The 15,808-nt window shown below is 53.9% G+C and carries 17 protein-coding genes; 7 read left to right on the top strand and 10 right to left on the bottom strand.

The window, feature by feature from the left end:
- Positions 1–7 precede the first annotated feature (7 nt).
- The 6 genes from J7399_RS07910 to J7399_RS07885 form a co-directional block, all read right to left on the bottom strand.
- Positions 8–817, bottom strand: coding sequence for a ParA family protein (locus J7399_RS07910; protein ID WP_209085136.1), 810 nt, complete (start codon positions 815–817; stop codon positions 8–10).
- Positions 795–1,433 (bottom strand): 16S rRNA (guanine(527)-N(7))-methyltransferase RsmG, encoded by a 639-nt coding sequence (gene rsmG, locus J7399_RS07905; protein ID WP_209085134.1) that lies wholly within the window; start codon positions 1,431–1,433, stop codon positions 795–797. Before rsmG ends, J7399_RS07910 begins: the two co-directional genes overlap by 23 nt.
- Positions 1,433–3,295 (bottom strand): tRNA uridine-5-carboxymethylaminomethyl(34) synthesis enzyme MnmG, encoded by a 1,863-nt coding sequence (mnmG, locus tag J7399_RS07900; RefSeq protein WP_209085133.1) that lies wholly within the window; start codon positions 3,293–3,295, stop codon positions 1,433–1,435. Before mnmG ends, rsmG begins: the two co-directional genes overlap by 1 nt.
- A 23-nt stretch (positions 3,296–3,318) precedes the next feature.
- Positions 3,319–4,617, bottom strand: coding sequence for a tRNA uridine-5-carboxymethylaminomethyl(34) synthesis GTPase MnmE (mnmE, locus tag J7399_RS07895; protein WP_209085131.1), 1,299 nt, complete (start codon positions 4,615–4,617; stop codon positions 3,319–3,321).
- A gap of 10 nt (positions 4,618–4,627) precedes the next feature.
- Positions 4,628–5,899, bottom strand: coding sequence for a transcription termination factor Rho (gene rho / locus J7399_RS07890; protein WP_209058261.1), 1,272 nt, complete (start codon positions 5,897–5,899; stop codon positions 4,628–4,630).
- A 120-nt stretch (positions 5,900–6,019) separates the two neighbouring features.
- Complete coding sequence (locus J7399_RS07885) at positions 6,020–6,469, bottom strand: CopD family protein (RefSeq protein WP_209085129.1); 450 nt, start codon at positions 6,467–6,469, stop codon at positions 6,020–6,022.
- A gap of 413 nt (positions 6,470–6,882) precedes the next feature.
- Here J7399_RS07885 and J7399_RS07880 point away from each other — a divergent pair, with 413 nt between their 5' ends.
- The 4 genes from J7399_RS07880 to dnaQ are packed head-to-tail and all read left to right on the top strand — an operon-like array spanning position 6,883 to position 9,641.
- A complete protein-coding gene (locus J7399_RS07880) occupies positions 6,883–7,482 on the top strand; it encodes a Maf family protein (protein WP_209086056.1) in 600 nt (199 codons plus the stop codon).
- Positions 7,479–8,312, top strand: a complete 834-nt coding sequence (locus tag J7399_RS07875) for a shikimate dehydrogenase (RefSeq protein WP_209085128.1) — start codon at positions 7,479–7,481, stop codon at positions 8,310–8,312. Before J7399_RS07880 ends, J7399_RS07875 begins: the two co-directional genes overlap by 4 nt.
- A complete protein-coding gene (gene coaE, locus J7399_RS07870) occupies positions 8,309–8,911 on the top strand; it encodes a dephospho-CoA kinase (RefSeq protein ID WP_209085127.1) in 603 nt (200 codons plus the stop codon). The genes J7399_RS07875 and coaE overlap by 4 nt, the downstream gene beginning before the upstream one ends.
- The gene (gene dnaQ, locus J7399_RS07865; RefSeq protein ID WP_209085126.1) at positions 8,904–9,641 is read left to right on the top strand and encodes a DNA polymerase III subunit epsilon; all 738 of its coding nucleotides are present in this window, start codon (positions 8,904–8,906) and stop codon (positions 9,639–9,641) included. Before coaE ends, dnaQ begins: the two co-directional genes overlap by 8 nt.
- Before the next feature lie 37 nt (positions 9,642–9,678).
- Here the strand turns inward: dnaQ and secB are convergent, their stop codons facing one another.
- Both secB and J7399_RS07855 read right to left on the bottom strand, forming a co-directional pair.
- The gene (gene secB, locus J7399_RS07860; protein WP_209058244.1) at positions 9,679–10,173 is read right to left on the bottom strand and encodes a protein-export chaperone SecB; all 495 of its coding nucleotides are present in this window, start codon (positions 10,171–10,173) and stop codon (positions 9,679–9,681) included.
- A gap of 54 nt (positions 10,174–10,227) precedes the next feature.
- Complete coding sequence (locus J7399_RS07855) at positions 10,228–10,770, bottom strand: FxsA family protein (RefSeq protein ID WP_209085125.1); 543 nt, start codon at positions 10,768–10,770, stop codon at positions 10,228–10,230.
- Positions 10,771–10,874: 104 nt separating this feature from the next.
- On the opposite strand from J7399_RS07855, the gene J7399_RS07850 reads away from it, so the two are divergent.
- From J7399_RS07850 to J7399_RS07840, 3 genes are read left to right on the top strand one after another with little or no spacing between them, the layout of a single operon-like run.
- Entirely contained in the window at positions 10,875–11,534 is a 660-nt protein-coding gene (locus J7399_RS07850; protein WP_209085124.1) for a Tim44/TimA family putative adaptor protein, read from the top strand.
- The gene (locus J7399_RS07845) at positions 11,531–12,583 is read left to right on the top strand and encodes an MltA domain-containing protein (RefSeq protein ID WP_209085123.1); all 1,053 of its coding nucleotides are present in this window, start codon (positions 11,531–11,533) and stop codon (positions 12,581–12,583) included. Before J7399_RS07850 ends, J7399_RS07845 begins: the two co-directional genes overlap by 4 nt.
- Positions 12,580–13,173, top strand: coding sequence for a Smr/MutS family protein (locus J7399_RS07840; RefSeq protein ID WP_209085118.1), 594 nt, complete (start codon positions 12,580–12,582; stop codon positions 13,171–13,173). The genes J7399_RS07845 and J7399_RS07840 overlap by 4 nt, the downstream gene beginning before the upstream one ends.
- Here the strand turns inward: J7399_RS07840 and J7399_RS07835 are convergent.
- Positions 13,159–14,382, bottom strand: a complete 1,224-nt coding sequence (locus J7399_RS07835) for an MFS transporter (protein WP_209085115.1) — start codon at positions 14,380–14,382, stop codon at positions 13,159–13,161. The two genes, J7399_RS07840 and J7399_RS07835, sit on opposite strands and share 15 nt — an antisense overlap.
- A 111-nt stretch (positions 14,383–14,493) precedes the next feature.
- A complete protein-coding gene (gene hslU / locus J7399_RS07830) occupies positions 14,494–15,804 on the bottom strand; it encodes an ATP-dependent protease ATPase subunit HslU (protein WP_209085113.1) in 1,311 nt (436 codons plus the stop codon).
- Positions 15,805–15,808: the final 4 nt, after the last annotated feature.

Raw genomic sequence — 15,808 nt, 5'->3', positions numbered from 1 at the left:
GCCTCCTTTAAGCGGCGACTTTATAGTTTTTGACCAATAGTTCCTTGGCCAGGGCTCGATATGCCTCTGCGCCCTTGGATGTTGGATCATACTCCAAAACAGGCTGCGCGTAAGAGGGCGCCTCAGAGACACGTACATTTCGAGGAATTTTTGTTTCGAATACCAAGTCACCAAGGTTATCGCGCGCATCCTGCTCCACCTGTTGAGACAGGTTATTGCGTGCATCGAACATGGTCAGAACGATACCCTCAATGCGCAGCCCTGAATTCGCCGTTTGTCGCACTTCACGCACGGTCAACATAAGTTGCGACAATCCCTCAAGTGCGAAAAATTCGCTTTGAAGCGGAATCAAGACCGAATGCGCCGCGATCATCGCATTGACTGTCAACAAGTTGAGGGACGGTGGACAATCAATCAATATGTAGTCCAGATCATAGGCATCCATGGCATGCTGGCGTAAGGCGTCATGCAACAAGAAGCTGCGCTTTTCATTGGTCATCAACTCAATGTCCGCCGAGCTCAGGTCAACGGTTGCCGGAACAATCCACATGGTTTCCGAGTCCGTCGTTTGAATCACGTCTTCAAGTTCGGCTTCGCCGGTCAACAGGTCATATGTTGTGTTCTGACGATCCTCAACTTCTACGCCCAATCCCGTTGAAGCGTTGCCCTGAGGATCGAGATCCACCAAAAGCACACGACATTTCTGCTCTGCGAGAGCAGCTGCAAGATTTATGGCTGTTGTGGTTTTGCCAACCCCACCTTTTTGGTTGGCAACAGCGATAATCTTGGGGCCCTTAGGGCGCGTTGGATCCGTCACGTTTCAGTTCTCCGACCTTCAGGATGACTGCTTGAGAGTCCGTAACACTCTTTACCACTTCGCAATCAAATGACCACGATTCCTGTACGGATTTAAGCTCTTTTTGCCAGCTTGCTCCCTTTGGAAACAGCCCAACGCCATCTGCCCGCAAATGTTGCTCTGCAAAGTCAAACAACAGCGGAAGATCCGCCAGCGCGCGTGCAGAAAGAACGTCGGCATTCTGCGGAGGCGCTTTCTCGATACGTTCTGTCAAAACAGCCGCTTTCACACCGGTCTCTCGCAAAACCGTCCGCAAAAAAGCACACTTACGTTGATCACTCTCAATCAACGTTACCTTCTGCGGCGCAGTTGGCTCTTCCGACATCAGCGCAATGACTAATCCAGGGAAACCACCTCCGCTGCCAATGTCCACCCAATGCGCCACACGATGAGGTGCGCTACGCATCACCTGAACCGAATCCAGGATATGACGTTCCCATAAGGCGTCGAGTGTGGACTTGGAAACGAGGTTAATTCTCGGGTTCCACTTAACCAGTAAGTCTGCCAAGATCTGCAGACGTTGAAATGTTTCACGTGAAACATCCAATGCGTCACGAATGTTCTCTGGGCAGTCCATCAGGCGGTTTTCGCTTTCTGGGCCTGGCGCAACTTAGCAAGAAGCAGCGTAAGAGCCGCAGGTGTCATGCCATCAATCCGCCCGGCCTGCCCCAAATTCTCAGGACGGACGGCATTCAACTTGGATTTCAACTCGTTGCTCAAACCTTCGATCACATCGAAGTCTAAATCAGACGGGATAATCTGCGTTTCATCTCTGCGCATTGCCTCGACATCCCGCTTTTGGCGCTCGATGTAATTTGCATAAAGCGCATCACGCTCAAGCTGAAGTTGGATATCTTCGTCTATCTCAGCAAAGCGAGGATCCAGCTCCACCACATCTCCGAAGCTCACTTCAGGGAAAGCGAGAACCTGGAATGCTGTGCGACGATTACCATCTTGGTTAACAGAAATGCCCGCAGCATTAATTTGTTTTGGCGTATAGCCAGTTTCTTCTAGGAGGGCTTTGCCGGACGTTAGCTTCTCCTGCTTGTTTAAGAACACCGACTTGCGCGTTTCACCAATGAGGCCAAGCTCCAAACCAATTGGCGTAAGCCTCTGGTCCGCATTGTCTGCACGCAAAGAAAGACGAAACTCTGCACGTGAGGTGAACATTCGATAAGGTTCTGTGACACCGCGCGTGATAAGATCATCAACCATGACGCCGATATAACTGTCCGACCGGCTGAAATGGTGGGGCTCTTTGCCTTGTGCCGCCAATGCCGCATTCAAGCCGGCAACGAGCCCTTGAGCCGCAGCTTCCTCATATCCAGTGGTCCCGTTGATTTGTCCCGCAAGATATAGACCTGGTACCCCCTTAACACCGAGCGCCGCATCCAGAGCTCGCGGATCGACATAGTCGTATTCAATCGCATACCCCGGCTGTAGAATTTCTGCATCTTCTAAACCATACATCGAACGCACATAGCTTTCCTGAACGTCCACAGGCAGCGACGTCGAAATACCGTTTGGGTACACCGTGTGATCGTCCAGACCTTCAGGTTCCAGAAAAACCTGATGCGAGGTCTTATCTGCAAAACGCACAATCTTATCTTCGATAGATGGGCAATACCGTGGCCCAACGCCTTCGATATGGCCACCATACATCGCCGAGCGATCTAGGTTTTCTCGGATAATTTCATGCGTTTTCTCATTCGTATGCGTGATGCCGCAGGAAATCTGTCGAGCGCTTGGCGCATTGTTCAAGAACGAGAAAACCACCGGATCATCATCACCCGGCTGGCTGTCGAGTAGATCCCATTTGATGGTTTTGCCATTCAGACGTGGAGGCGTGCCCGTCTTCAACCGGCCAAGCGGCAAGTCAAAACTGTCAATGCGCTCCGCAAGTTTGACAGACGGGTCGTCCCCCATTCTGCCGCCAGGGCGAGACACATCCCCGATGTGGATGACGCCCCGCAGGAAAGTCCCTGTGGTGAGTACAACAGAATTCGCAGAGATCTCTGATCCATCTGCGAGGACGACCCCGCGCACCGCCTGCCCTTCCATTCGGAAGTCAGTTGCCTCGCCCTCTACAATGGTCAAGTTGGGTGTGGCTTCGATTTCCGCCAACATTTCTTCGCGATAGATCTTTCGATCGGCCTGCGCGCGTGGGCCCTGTACAGCCGGGCCTTTACGACGATTGAGCAGTCGAAACTGAATACCAGCCTTATCCGCGATACGCCCCATAACTCCATCAAGCGCGTCGACTTCACGCACGAGATGGCCTTTTCCAAGACCACCAATGGCAGGGTTACAAGACATGACGCCAATGCCTGATTTCTTCAAGGTGACTAGAGCTGTTGAGGCACCCATACGCGCCGCCGCCGACGCAGCATCCGTTCCGGCGTGTCCTCCGCCCACAACAATGACGTCAAAATGTTTCACGTGAAACACTCCTCAGATTTGAATCACTTCCCGATACAAAAGCTCGAAAAGATTTCGTCCAGCAGGTTCTCTACATCGACATGGCCAACAATGGAATCAAGAGCACGAATCGCGGTTCGTAACTCTTCAGCACCAATATCATAGTGATCTGGTCCGAGAGCGAGAACAGCACGCGCTGCATCCAGCGCTTCTGATGCGCGTTTCATCGCGATCCGGTGCCTCTCGCGGATCGCCACTCCGGATCGGCCAGCCTGTTCAGAAAGCTTCTCTGTGATCTCTGAAACCAATTCGCTGACACCAAAACCGGTTTTGCCTGAAATAGCATTATTAGGATCAGACAAAGTATCTGCCTTGGCCGTTCTGATCACATCCTCAGGCAGCGGTTCGAAATCCGGCGCTTCATCCTGAATTTGAAGGAATACACGGAGATCCGCAGCCTCTGCCCTATCACGCGCACGCTGAATACCAATCCCCTCCACGTGATCCTCAGTCTCACGAAGCCCGGCAGTATCCAGCAAAGTTACCGGCAATCCGTTTAACTCCATACGGACCTCGATCACGTCACGTGTTGTCCCGGCATATTCAGAGGTAATTGCCGCCTCGCGACCAGCAAGCGCGTTGAGCAGCGTGGACTTGCCAACATTTGGCGCGCCCAAGATGGCAACCTCGAAACCGGTTCGGATGCGTTCAGCCGTATCGACACCTGCGATCTCACGGTCGAGCTCATTTCGTACGCCAGACAGAAGGTCAGTGACTTCCGGCGTGACATCCACAGGGACTTCCTCGTCGGCAAAGTCGATGGTCGCTTCAATCAAAGCAGCGGCGCGGATCAAATCCGTGCGCCAGTTGCCTGCAAGATTCCCAAGATCACCTGATAAAACCCGCAAGGCCTGACGCCGCTGAGCCTCGGTCTCGGCATCAATCAGATCAGCAAGCCCTTCGACCTGGGCCAGATCCAGGCATCCGTTTTCCAAAGCACGACGGGTAAACTCCCCTGCTTCCGCGAGGCGAAGCCCATCCATCTCTGAAAGTTCACGAAGAACCGCATTCACCACGGCAGTTGAACCATGTAAATGCAGCTCCAGGACCTCTTCGCCGGTAAAGCTGTTCATATCCGGAAAGTAGAGTACCAAGGCCTGATCCAGACGACGGCCTTCACTGTCTTTCAGAATCTTCAAAGCAGCGTAGCGTGGTTTGGGTAGATCGCCGAAAAGCGCATTCCCCGCCTCTTCGACTCGGGAACCGGACACACGAACGACAGCGACCCCCGCTTTACCGGGGGCCGTTGCTAAGGCGAAAATTGTGTCTGGCACATAGGCCATGTCACATTCCTTAAGTGTTCATCGAGTCAAAGAACTCGCCATTGGTTTTGGTCTGCTTGAGTTTGCCAAGCAGGAACTCCACGGCATCCGTGGTGCCCATCGGGTTGAGGATACGGCGCAATACGAATGTCTTGGCCAGATCACCTTTGTCGACGAGCAGATCTTCTTTCCGCGTACCTGACTTGAGAATGTCGATCGCAGGGAATACACGTTTGTCCGCCACCTTACGATCAAGAACAATCTCAGAGTTACCCGTACCTTTGAATTCTTCAAAGATCACTTCGTCCATCCGCGAGCCGGTGTCGATCAGCGCAGTCGAGATGATGGTCAGTGAGCCACCCTCTTCGATGTTACGGGCAGCACCAAAGAAACGTTTGGGACGCTGGAGAGCGTTGGCGTCTACACCACCGGTCAGAACTTTACCGGAAGATGGCACCACGGTGTTGAAGGCACGACCAAGTCTTGTGATGGAGTCCAGAAGGATCACAACATCTCGTTTATGCTCTACAAGGCGCTTTGCCTTTTCGATCACCATTTCAGAAACAGCAACGTGGCGGGTGGCCGGTTCGTCAAAGGTAGAGGAAATCACCTCACCTTTCACCGACCGCTGCATGTCCGTCACCTCTTCCGGGCGTTCGTCGATCAGAAGAACGATCAGGTAACACTCTGGGTGGTTCGCTTCGATGCTGTGCGCGATGTTTTGCAACAGAACGGTTTTACCGGTGCGCGGCGGCGCAACAATCAGGGAACGCTGGCCCTTACCAATCGGCGCAACCAGATCGATAACCCGTGCAGAGCGATCTTTGATGGTGGGATCTTCGATCTCCATCTTCAGGCGCTCATCGGGATAAAGCGGCGTGAGGTTGTCAAACGCAATCTTGTGCTTGGCTTTCTCTGGCGCTTCAAAGTTGATCTGAGACACGCCAGTCAGCGCGAAATAGCGCTCGTTGTCGCCTGGCGCAGTCATAACGCCATTCACGGTGTCACCGGTGCGCAGAGAATGCTGGCGGATCATCTCCGGGCTGACATAGATATCATCCGGGCCCGGCAAATAGTTGGCTTCTGGAGAGCGCAGGAAGCCAAAACCATCCTGAAGCACCTCAAGCACACCATCACCGGAGATTTCCCAGCCATCATCCGCGCGTTCGCGCAGAATCTGGAACATCATCTCGCCCTTACGCATGGTGGAGGCGTTTTCGATCTCCAGCTCTTCGGCCATCGCCAAGAGCGCTTTAGGGCTTTTGGCTTTCAGATCGCCAAGAGCGAGCTTTTCTTGTGTCATGAAACAATCCTGTACTGCCCGAAACGGGGCAGATCATGTGCTCTATATAAGGGATACACTTAGCCCGGACGGGCCAGTTGTAGAATCAGATAGGGCTTTCGCTCTTCTGAGTCAATAAATTCAGAATTTCACCACAACCGAGACAACGATGATCACCATCAAAATTGTCGGTACTTCGTTCATCATTCGATACTGGCGCCCGGTTAGCGTGTTCTCGTTGCGATCAAATTTCTTTCGCATTTGCATGAGCCAGTGATCAAACCCTGTCATGGCAATCACAGCAAACGCTTTGGTGTAAGGCCAAACTGACGACCAATCGACAATACCGGGCGTAAACACCAGCGTGAGACCGGCAAGCCAAGCAGCAACGCTGGCTGGTGCCATGATATAGCGCTGAAGCTTGTATTCCATGATCTTAAGCGTTTCGTCGAGCTGATCCCCCTTCTCTGCCCGTTCCGCGTGATAAACAAATAACCGTGGGAGATAGAACAGCCCTGCCATCCAGCTGATCACAGCCATGATATGGAAAGCGAGGACATAGGGATAAATGTCTACGAGAAAGTAACCCATGCGGTTTCGATCCTTGGTACGAGCTCACCCTCTCTAAATAAATAAATATATTTAGAAAAGGATGATGATTTTGTTGGGAGCTCCAAACCTGTGGATTATGGCTTTTCCCCCGCAGTTTTACACAGGAGGATAGAATATCTAAGAAGACTCCCATATCTGGGGCTAAAGTGAAAAGAGTCTATGAGAGTCAAAGACTTGAGAGCAAGATGACGTGTGGATGATTGTGGATAAACGTGAGGATGAACTGGTATGTGGCTGATTCCTCCCCCAAGCAAAGTTTTCCTCATCCACGGTGCAGAAAAACGGGGGATTTCCGTGAAGTCCGGGTGAGTTTCCCCAGCTTGCAAAATCTCACAGAAATTTCCAGAAAGGACTCACCAGATGTTCCTTTCCTTCTCCACGGATTTATCCACATGGCTGCACCCCTGATCCTTGCTTCGGGTTCCGAGATACGGGCTCAGCTCCTACATAAAGCGAATCTTGGTTACGAAGTTGTTAAGCCACGTGTTGATGAAGAAATGATCCGCCGATCTTTGCAGGCGGAAGGCGCACCACCAAGAGATGTAGCGGATGCGCTCGCGGAGGAAAAAGCGCGTAAGGTGAGCCTGAAGCGGCCGGAGGCCATGGTACTTGGCTGTGATCAGGTGCTTGATTTTCAGGGCACGATCTTTTCCAAACCCGCGAGCATTGATGACGCGCGCAACCAGCTCCTGATGCTGCGCGGAAATCGGCATATGCTCTTGTCTGCCGCAGTGATCTATCAAAATGGCGAGCCACTATGGCGTTTTGTCGGTGTGGTACGCCTGTTCATGAGAAACTTTAGCGACGAATTTCTTGACGATTATCTGGCCCGCAATTTTGAGAGCATACGCCATTCGGTCGGCGGGTATAAACTCGAGGAAGAAGGCGTGCGGCTTTTTGAAAAAGTAGACGGAGACTTCTTTACCGTCCTTGGAATGCCACTTGTTGAAATACTCTCATATTTGACCTTGCGGGGAGAACTGCCACAATGACTTTGCCCTCGATCCCCCTTGCCGGAGTGATTGGCAATCCCATCGCCCATTCCAAATCTCCTCTGCTGCATGGTCATTGGCTGAAGACCTACGGTATCGCAGGACATTACGTGCCGCTCGAAGTGGACGCAGAGCATCTGGAGGCCGTCCTTAAGGCAATGCCGCAAATGGGGTTTGTGGGATGTAACGTCACCATCCCTCATAAAGAGCGTGTCGTTCAGTTTGTTGACCAGATCACGGACCGCGCGACGTTGATCGGTGCGGTGAACACGCTGATTTTCCGCCCGGATGGCAGCATCGTTGGCGACAACACCGATGGATACGGCTTTATCGAAAATCTGCGTCATGGCGCACCAGAGTGGCAGGCGGAGGCCGGTCCAGCGGTGGTCTTGGGCGCAGGTGGCGCCGCGCGGGCTGTGGTAGCCTCGCTTCTAGACGCAGGTGTGCCAGAAATTTTGCTGACCAACCGGACTCGCGTGCGGGCAGATCGGTTGCGGGAGGATTTTGGCGCGCGTGTCAAAGTCATCGAATGGGTCCAGGCCGGCAATATTCTTGAAGAAGCCGCCACGCTCGTAAACACAACCTCTCTTGGGATGGCTGGGAAATCGGAGCTTCGGATTCCCATGGACGGATTGCGCAGCCAAACTGTTGTCACGGATCTGGTTTATAATCCTCTGATCACAAATTTCCTGAAGACGGCTCAAGAGCGCGGATGTGTGACCGTTGATGGCCTTGGTATGTTGCTGCATCAAGCGGTTCCGGGATTTGAGCGTTGGTTTGGCCGCCGCCCTGTTGTGGATGGAGCCACGCGGCGGGTGGTTTTGGGATGACCAAACAGCTATTCAAGCTCGGCTTGACCGGCTCAATCGGCATGGGAAAATCGACGACAGCGAGGTTTTTTTCAGAATTGGGTTGCCCGGTTTGGGATGCGGATGCAGCGGTGCATCGGATCTACTCTGAGGGAGGGGCAGCTGTAGCCCCTATTTCAGCGGTACTACCAGACGTGATTGAAGATGGCGCGGTTTCGCGAGATCGGTTGAAAGAGCTGATCGCACAAGATGCGTCTGTGTTGGGCACCATCGAAAAGATCGTCCATCCTTTGGTTGCCCAGGATCGCGCGGATTTCATTAACGAAGCTGACGCTGAAATTCTTGTTTTTGATATCCCACTGCTTTTTGAAACAGGTGGAGATGCAGCGATGGATGCGGTTGTATGTGTCTCTGTTTCACCTGATTTGCAGAGAATTCGCGTGCTGGAACGCGGCACGATGAGCGAAGATCAGTTTGAACACATCCGGTCAAAACAGATGCCAAATGAAGAAAAAGTGGCATTGTCAGACTATGTGATCGAAACGGATACACTTGACCGTGCCCGGTCTCAGGTGGAGAAGATTGTGAATAGCATTAGAGGACAATTGGATCATGCGTGAAATCGTACTTGATACGGAAACCACAGGCTTTGATCCGTTTTCTGGTGACCGCATCGTCGAAATTGGTGCGTTGGAGCTCTATAATCACCTGCCAACCGGCGAGACATTTCATGTCTACATCAATCCTGAGCGAGCCATGCCGGATGAGGCGTTCAAGGTGCACGGGATTGGCCCAGATCTCCTGGATATTCCCCGTGACGCCGCGCCGGGAGAGGTAACACTGCGCGACAAACCTGTGTTCAACGCGTTTGGCCAAAAGTTTCTCGATTTCATCGGCAATGATAGCAAGCTTGTCATCCACAATGCCAAGTTCGACATGAAATTCTTAAATGCCGAATTGAGCTGGATGAACCTGCCGCAAATCCCGATGGAACGCGCTGTTGATACGTTGGAAATGGCGCGCAAGAAATTTCCGGGGTCTCCTGCCACGCTGGATGCTCTTTGCCGCAGATTTGGGATCGACAATTCCTCACGGACGCTGCACGGCGCGCTTCTTGACTCCGAAATTCTGGCAGAGGTGTATCTCGAGCTGATCGGGGGACGGCAACCAGATCTGGTTCTGGCGTCTGACAACACTTCAGAAAAGAAAAGCACGGCCATTCAAGATGATTGGCGGCCGAGCGCCCGTCCAACGCCATTGCCCTCCCGGCTTACGGAGGCCGAGGCAGAAGCGCATAGAGGTTTTGTAGAGAAAATGGGCGAAAATGCCCTCTGGACCAAACTCGGCTAGTTTGGTGAGGCGCTGCCAAAGGGCAGCGCCCAACTGATCAATTTGCGACAGGCTGTTCGCTCTGTTCTTGTGCACGACGCGCCAGTTCTGCGCGATAAAGTGCAACAAAATCAATTGTTTCAAGGTTCAGCGGCGGGAAGCCGCCGTCACGGGTCACGTCAGACACGATGCGACGCACGAACGGGAACAACATGCGTGGGCATTCGATCAGAAGGAACGGGTGCAACTGATCTTCAGGCACGCCTTCGATGTGGAAGACACCGGCGTAGTCCATTTCCAGGATGAACATTTCAGCACCGTCATCTTTGTTCTTGGCGGTGATGTTCAGCTTGATGGCGACTTCAAACTGGTTGTCTGCTGCGCGCTTTTTTGCGTCCAGATTGACCTGAACCTGAACATCAGGCTGCGGGTTCGCGCTGGAGCCCTTTTGCGCCAGAATGTTTTCGAACGACATATCGCGCACGAATTGAGTCAGAACATTCATCTTCAGCTGAGGTGCCTGCTGTGCCGCACCGTTTTCTGTTTCCGCCATTGGGATCTCCAAAAAAACACGTTTGGCCTGCTTTATCAGGTCAGACTTAGTGCCTCAATGCTTTGTCCAACCTGAGGGTGAATGTGTGGGCTTTTTGACCGTCTCATCCTGATTGGTCACAGGTTTCGCAGCGGGATCGATTTCGGAAAACTCCCCGTCAATGATGTCGGCCTGCGCGCTGTGGGGAGGGCGTTGTGGCGTGTTTGTGTGAAACTGAGCAGAGCCTGCGCTTCCCATCGTGAAACTTTGCACCCGAACGCGTTTGCGCGCGTAATGAAATACAGCGGAGCGAAATGGCGGCGTCAGCAAGGCAAAACCCAGCGCATCGGTAAAGAAACCAGGTGTCAGCAATAGGACGCCAGCGATCAGGATCATGGCCCCATGCGCCAAAGGCTCGGTAGGATCATTCAATTCGTTGAAAGATCTTTGTACATTTCCAATCGCGGCGAGCCCTTGAGAGCGCACGAGATGCGTGCCAAGCATCGCGGTCAAAAGCACTATTGCAAGCGTTGGCCACAAGCCAATCGCACCGCCAACGCTGATAAACAGGGCGATCTCAATCATCGGGACCGCAACAAAGGCCAACAACAGCCACATCTTCGCTTTACTCCAATGTCATCTCCGGTGAGGTGGACTTGACCCCGCCTGTAACTTACATAAGTGCGTGAGACAGTTGTTTCCATGCCCAACAAGAGGTTCAAATGAACTCCTCCCTACTTCAACTTCTGGTTCTTGCCGGTATTGCTGTGTTTCTCATCCTGCGCCTGCGCAATGTTTTGGGCACACGGGATGGCTTTGAGCCTCCTCGTCAGGAGACAACAGCGCCATCACGTCGTCGCGGGCCGGAGCTCGAAGTGATCGAAGGTGGCCCGGATCAGGACATTCTTGATCATGCAGAAGAGGGCAGCCCGCAGGCTGAAGCTCTTGCCAAAATGAAGTCCGCAGAACCGCAGTTTGGCGTGAATGACTTCCTCGGTGGCGCTCGAGGCGCCTATGAGATGATCCTAATGGCTTTCGAAAAAGGAGATCTTGCGTCGATCAAGGATTTCCTGGGCGAAGAGGTTTATGAGAGCTTTGCCTATGTGGTTCAGATGCGCGAGGACAAAGGCCTGACCGTTGAAAGCGAATTTATTGGTGTTCGTGAAATGGTGCTTCAGGATGCGACCTTTGATGATGCGACCAAGGAAGGCGAGATCTCTGTGCGCTTCATCGGGGAATTGACCCATGTTGTGCGCGACAATGGCGGCGATATCGTTGAAGGCAGCGACAGCCAGATCAAACGCCAGAAAGACGTTTGGACATTTGCCCGTGTCATGGGATCTGATGACCCGAACTGGCAGCTTGTTGCCACAGGCGAATGATTGGGATGTTTCGGGCGGCGTTGGCCGCAGCCCATGTGATGGCTGGTGTCATGGCCGGGAGCGCAGCGATGTCCGAAACAACCATGAAAATCCTATCATTTGAAGAGCTTGAAGGCTGGTCAGAGGATGATCACGAGGCTGCCCGCCAAGTGTTTTTGAACACATGTGCTGATCTGGATGAACCAGATTGGCAAACCGTCTGTGCCGCGGCCTCGGGCATTTCAGATGCGCGCAAGTTCTTTGAGCTGCTGTTTCGACCTGTCCTGATAGAGGAAGCAGATCGGGATGCGTTGTTTACCGGATATTTTGAGCCAGAACTCGACGGCGCGCGTCGACCAGGTGGACCATATCAATTTCCGATTTATCGCGTGCCGCCAGAGGTGCGGCGTGGCGGGCAATGGTTGACACGGCGAGAGATTGAAACCAGTGCAGCGATGGACGGCCGCGGGTTGGAAATTGCTTGGGTCGACGACCCAGTTGAGCTTTTCTTTCTACAAATTCAGGGATCTGGGCGGGTACGTTTGCCTGATGGTGGCTATATTCGCGTTGGCTATGGCGGTGCGAACGGGCATGAGTATCGCTCAGTTGGTGCAGAGCTTGTGCGGCGCGGGATCTACGGCGCGCATCAGGTGAGCGCGCAGGTCATCAAAAACTGGGTGAAGCGCAACCCTGCCGAAGGGGCGGAGCTGTTGCGGCACAACGACAGCTTTGTGTTTTTTCGGGAAGTCAGCCGTGTGCCAGCGCACAAGGGCCCGCTTGGCGCCATGAACCGATCCATTACCGAGATGCGCTCTGTTGCCGTTGATCCGGCTTTTACGCCGCTTGGCGCCCCAGTTTGGGTGGAGAAGGACGGCAAAGGCCCTCTGCGCCGTCTTATGATCGCACAGGACACCGGTTCTGCCATCAAAGGCGCACAGCGTGCTGATATTTTCTTTGGCACCGGAGACGCAGCGGGTCGCGCTGCTGGGACGTTGAAGGATCCTGGCCGGATGGTGGTTCTGCTGCCCATCCAACGCGCCTATGCAATGCTGCCGGAGTCCGTTCTGTGACACGCCGAAAACTGAGCGAAGACGAAGTTGCGCTTTGGCGCAAGGTGGCTGACACGACTGAACGACTGAACCCAGCAGCGAAGCCGCATGATCTGCCGCTGCCCAAGCCCAAACCGCAGAAGAAACCACGAGTGCGGGACGCGTCCCCTGCTCTACCCGCTTTTGAAGTTGGGTCACGCGCATCGAGTGATTTGCGCGGGCATGATCTGATGGGCTCTGTTTCAGATCGCGTGGCGCGACAGCCTGTGCAAATGGACAAGAAAGCCTTCGGCCGTATGAAACGCGGAAAGCTGGTCCCTGAAGGCAAAATCGACCTGCATGGAATGACCGCCGATCAGGCGCATGGGGCGTTGACCGGCTTCATCATGCGATCCCATGCCGAGGGAAAAAGACTGGTTCTGGTCATCACAGGCAAAGGCAAATCCAAACGTGATGACGGACCCATTCCGACGCGCCGTGGTGTGCTCAAACATCAGGTCCCGCAGTGGTTTGCCCTGCCCCCGATGAAAAGTTGCATTTTGCAGGTTGCTGAAGCGCACATCAAACACGGTGGCACCGGGGCGTACTATGTTTATCTACGGCGTCGGTAGGTTACGGCGCGCCCGTGTAAAGGGGATGACCATCGCGGCGCTTGCGAGTGCAAAACAAACGGCAAAGCTCTGGAGCTGGCTTTCATAGGCGACACCTGCATCAATCAGCCATCCGGACAAACCTGGTCCCAGCGCAGATCCCAGCACGCCAAAGGCGGCCACAGTGGCTTTGATCGCCCCAAGATGCGCTGTACCAAAGAACTGGGACCAGACCGATGCGGGCAATGTCGCCATGCCTCCCCCAGCTAACCCCATCAAAATAACGCCCATCGCGACCCAACTTACTGAGGGTGCCCATGCGTGGATCGTGAACGCGGCCACAAGCGGGAGTAGGTAAAATGGCATGAGACGCGCTGCGCCAAATCGGTCGATCAACCAGCCATAGATCAAGGTCGACGCCCCAAAAGAAATGGTGCCAAGCGGGAAGACAGCGACAAGAGAGAGATGGGACCAGCCTTTGATCTCTGCGAAATAGGCTTGCTGGAAGAAAAAAACCGTAGCGAATGCCGGGAACGCCATCATCGCAGGAATGGCAGACAGGAAAACCGGATGCCGAATGGCCTCCCAACGCGTCCAGTTGCGGCCTTGCATACCAAAGGTGGAACTTTCGGAAACGATGCTGTTGGGCTCCCGTTCTTGGCGCAAGAGCACGAAAATGACCGGCGCCAAAATCAGACAAAAACAAGCGGCTGCGATCCAGATCATTTGCCATTCCACGCGGGCTTTGAGCCAGACGACAGTGACAGGCATGATCGCCTCTGCCAGCATGAAGCCGATTGTTGCAAAGGCCAACGCACGGCCGCGAGATGCGGAAAACCACCGAGCCATGGCCACTGCTGAAATATGCGGCAGCATGCCCTGAGCGGTAAACCGCAGCGCGAGTATCACGATAGGCAATGCCCAGGCCCCTGTGAGTTGTGAAAGCGCAAAACACGCACATGCCAGCAGGATGAGCATCATCGGGCCCAGCAGGCGCACACGGATACGATCAGCCAATGTGCCAGCCCAAAGCATGACCAAAGCGGAAGTTCCTGTACCCAGCATATAGATGGCGCCCCAGTCTCCGTGAGACAGGTCAAAATTGGCGCGAATATCGGCCGCAAAGGTACCAATGAAGAAGGTCTGCCCAAAGCAGGACAGAAACATCAACGCGGCACCGGGCAAGAGAAAGCGCCCGTTTTGCCGCAGGAATGCCCGGGTCGAAATCATTGTATTGGCTCAATGTCGTTGGGGCTTTTGACGTGCAGTGCGCAAAAGAAAGCCCCGGAAAGAAAACTCTCCGGGACTATGGCTGGCTTCGCGTTGTTGAACCAGAAGAAATCAGAGCACGTAGCGGCTGACGTCCATGGATTTTGCCAATTCGCCCAAATTCGTCTCTACAAAGGCCGCATCGACGGTGATTTCCTCGCCGGAGCGATCCGGCGCAGAGAAGCTGAGTTCCTCAAAAACCCGTTCCATCACCGTGTAGAGGCGACGCGCGCCGATGTTTTCCACCGATTGGTTTACTTCCGCTGCGATCTTGGCAAGCGCTGCAATGCCATCGTCGGTGAAGGTTACAATGACCTCTTCGGTGCCCATCAAAGCAGTGTACTGACGTGTCAACGCGTTGTCGGTTTCCTTCAGGATGCGTACGAAATCTTCTTCGGTGAGCGCGCGCAATTCCACGCGAATAGGTAGACGGCCCTGAAGTTCCGGCAGCAAGTCCGAGGGCTTTGCGATGTGGAACGCACCCGAGGCAATAAAGAGGATATGGTCGGTTTTCACGGGTCCATGCTTGGTGGAAACCGTGGTGCCTTCAATCAAGGGGAGCAAGTCACGCTGAACCCCTTCGCGGGACACATCGCCGCCACGCGCTTCTTGGCGGGCGCAGACCTTGTCGATTTCGTCCAGGAACACGATGCCGTTTTGCTCAACAGCTTTCAGGGCGGCGGTGTTGACGGTTTCATCGTCCAGCAACTTGTCTGCTTCGTCAGAAATCAGCACCTCGTAGCTCTCGGCCACGGTCATGCGTTTTTTGACAGTGCGCCCGCCAAGCGCTTTGCCGAAGATATCGCCGAGGTTCATCATACCCATCTGACCGCCGGGCTGGCCGGGGATGTCGAACATGCCGCCCATCGGGTTGGAGGTGTCCGCCACTTCCAGCTCGATCTCCGTGTCGTCCAGCAAGCCATCTTTGAGCTTCTTGCGGAACATTTCGCGCGTCGCTTCGCGGGCATCAGTGCCTGCAATGGCTTCGATCACGCGGTCCTCGGCGGCAGCGTGGGCTTTCACTTTCACATCTTCTCGCATGTGTTCGCGGGTTTGGATGATCGCTGCGTCCACCAGATCACGCACGATTTGTTCGACGTCGCGTCCAACATAGCCCACTTCCGTGAATTTGGTGGCTTCCACTTTGATGAACGGTGCGCGGGCAAGCTTGGCAAGCCGGCGGCTGATTTCGGTTTTGCCAACACCGGTTGGGCCGATCATCAATATGTTTTTCGGGTATACCTCTTCGCGAATGTCATCAGACAGCTGTTTGCGGCGCCAACGATTGCGCAGCGCAACGGCGACGGCACGTTTGGCGTCTTTCTGACCGATGATGAAACGGTCAAGCTCAGATACGATTTCGCGGGGAGTGAGATCAGTCATAAAA

Origin of the sequence: Shimia sp. R9_1, from assembly GCF_017743775.1 — a bacterium.
GTDB lineage: Bacteria > Pseudomonadota > Alphaproteobacteria > Rhodobacterales > Rhodobacteraceae > Shimia.
Note: the sequence above shows the minus strand (reverse complement) of the source record. Positions and strands in the feature narration are given on the sequence as shown.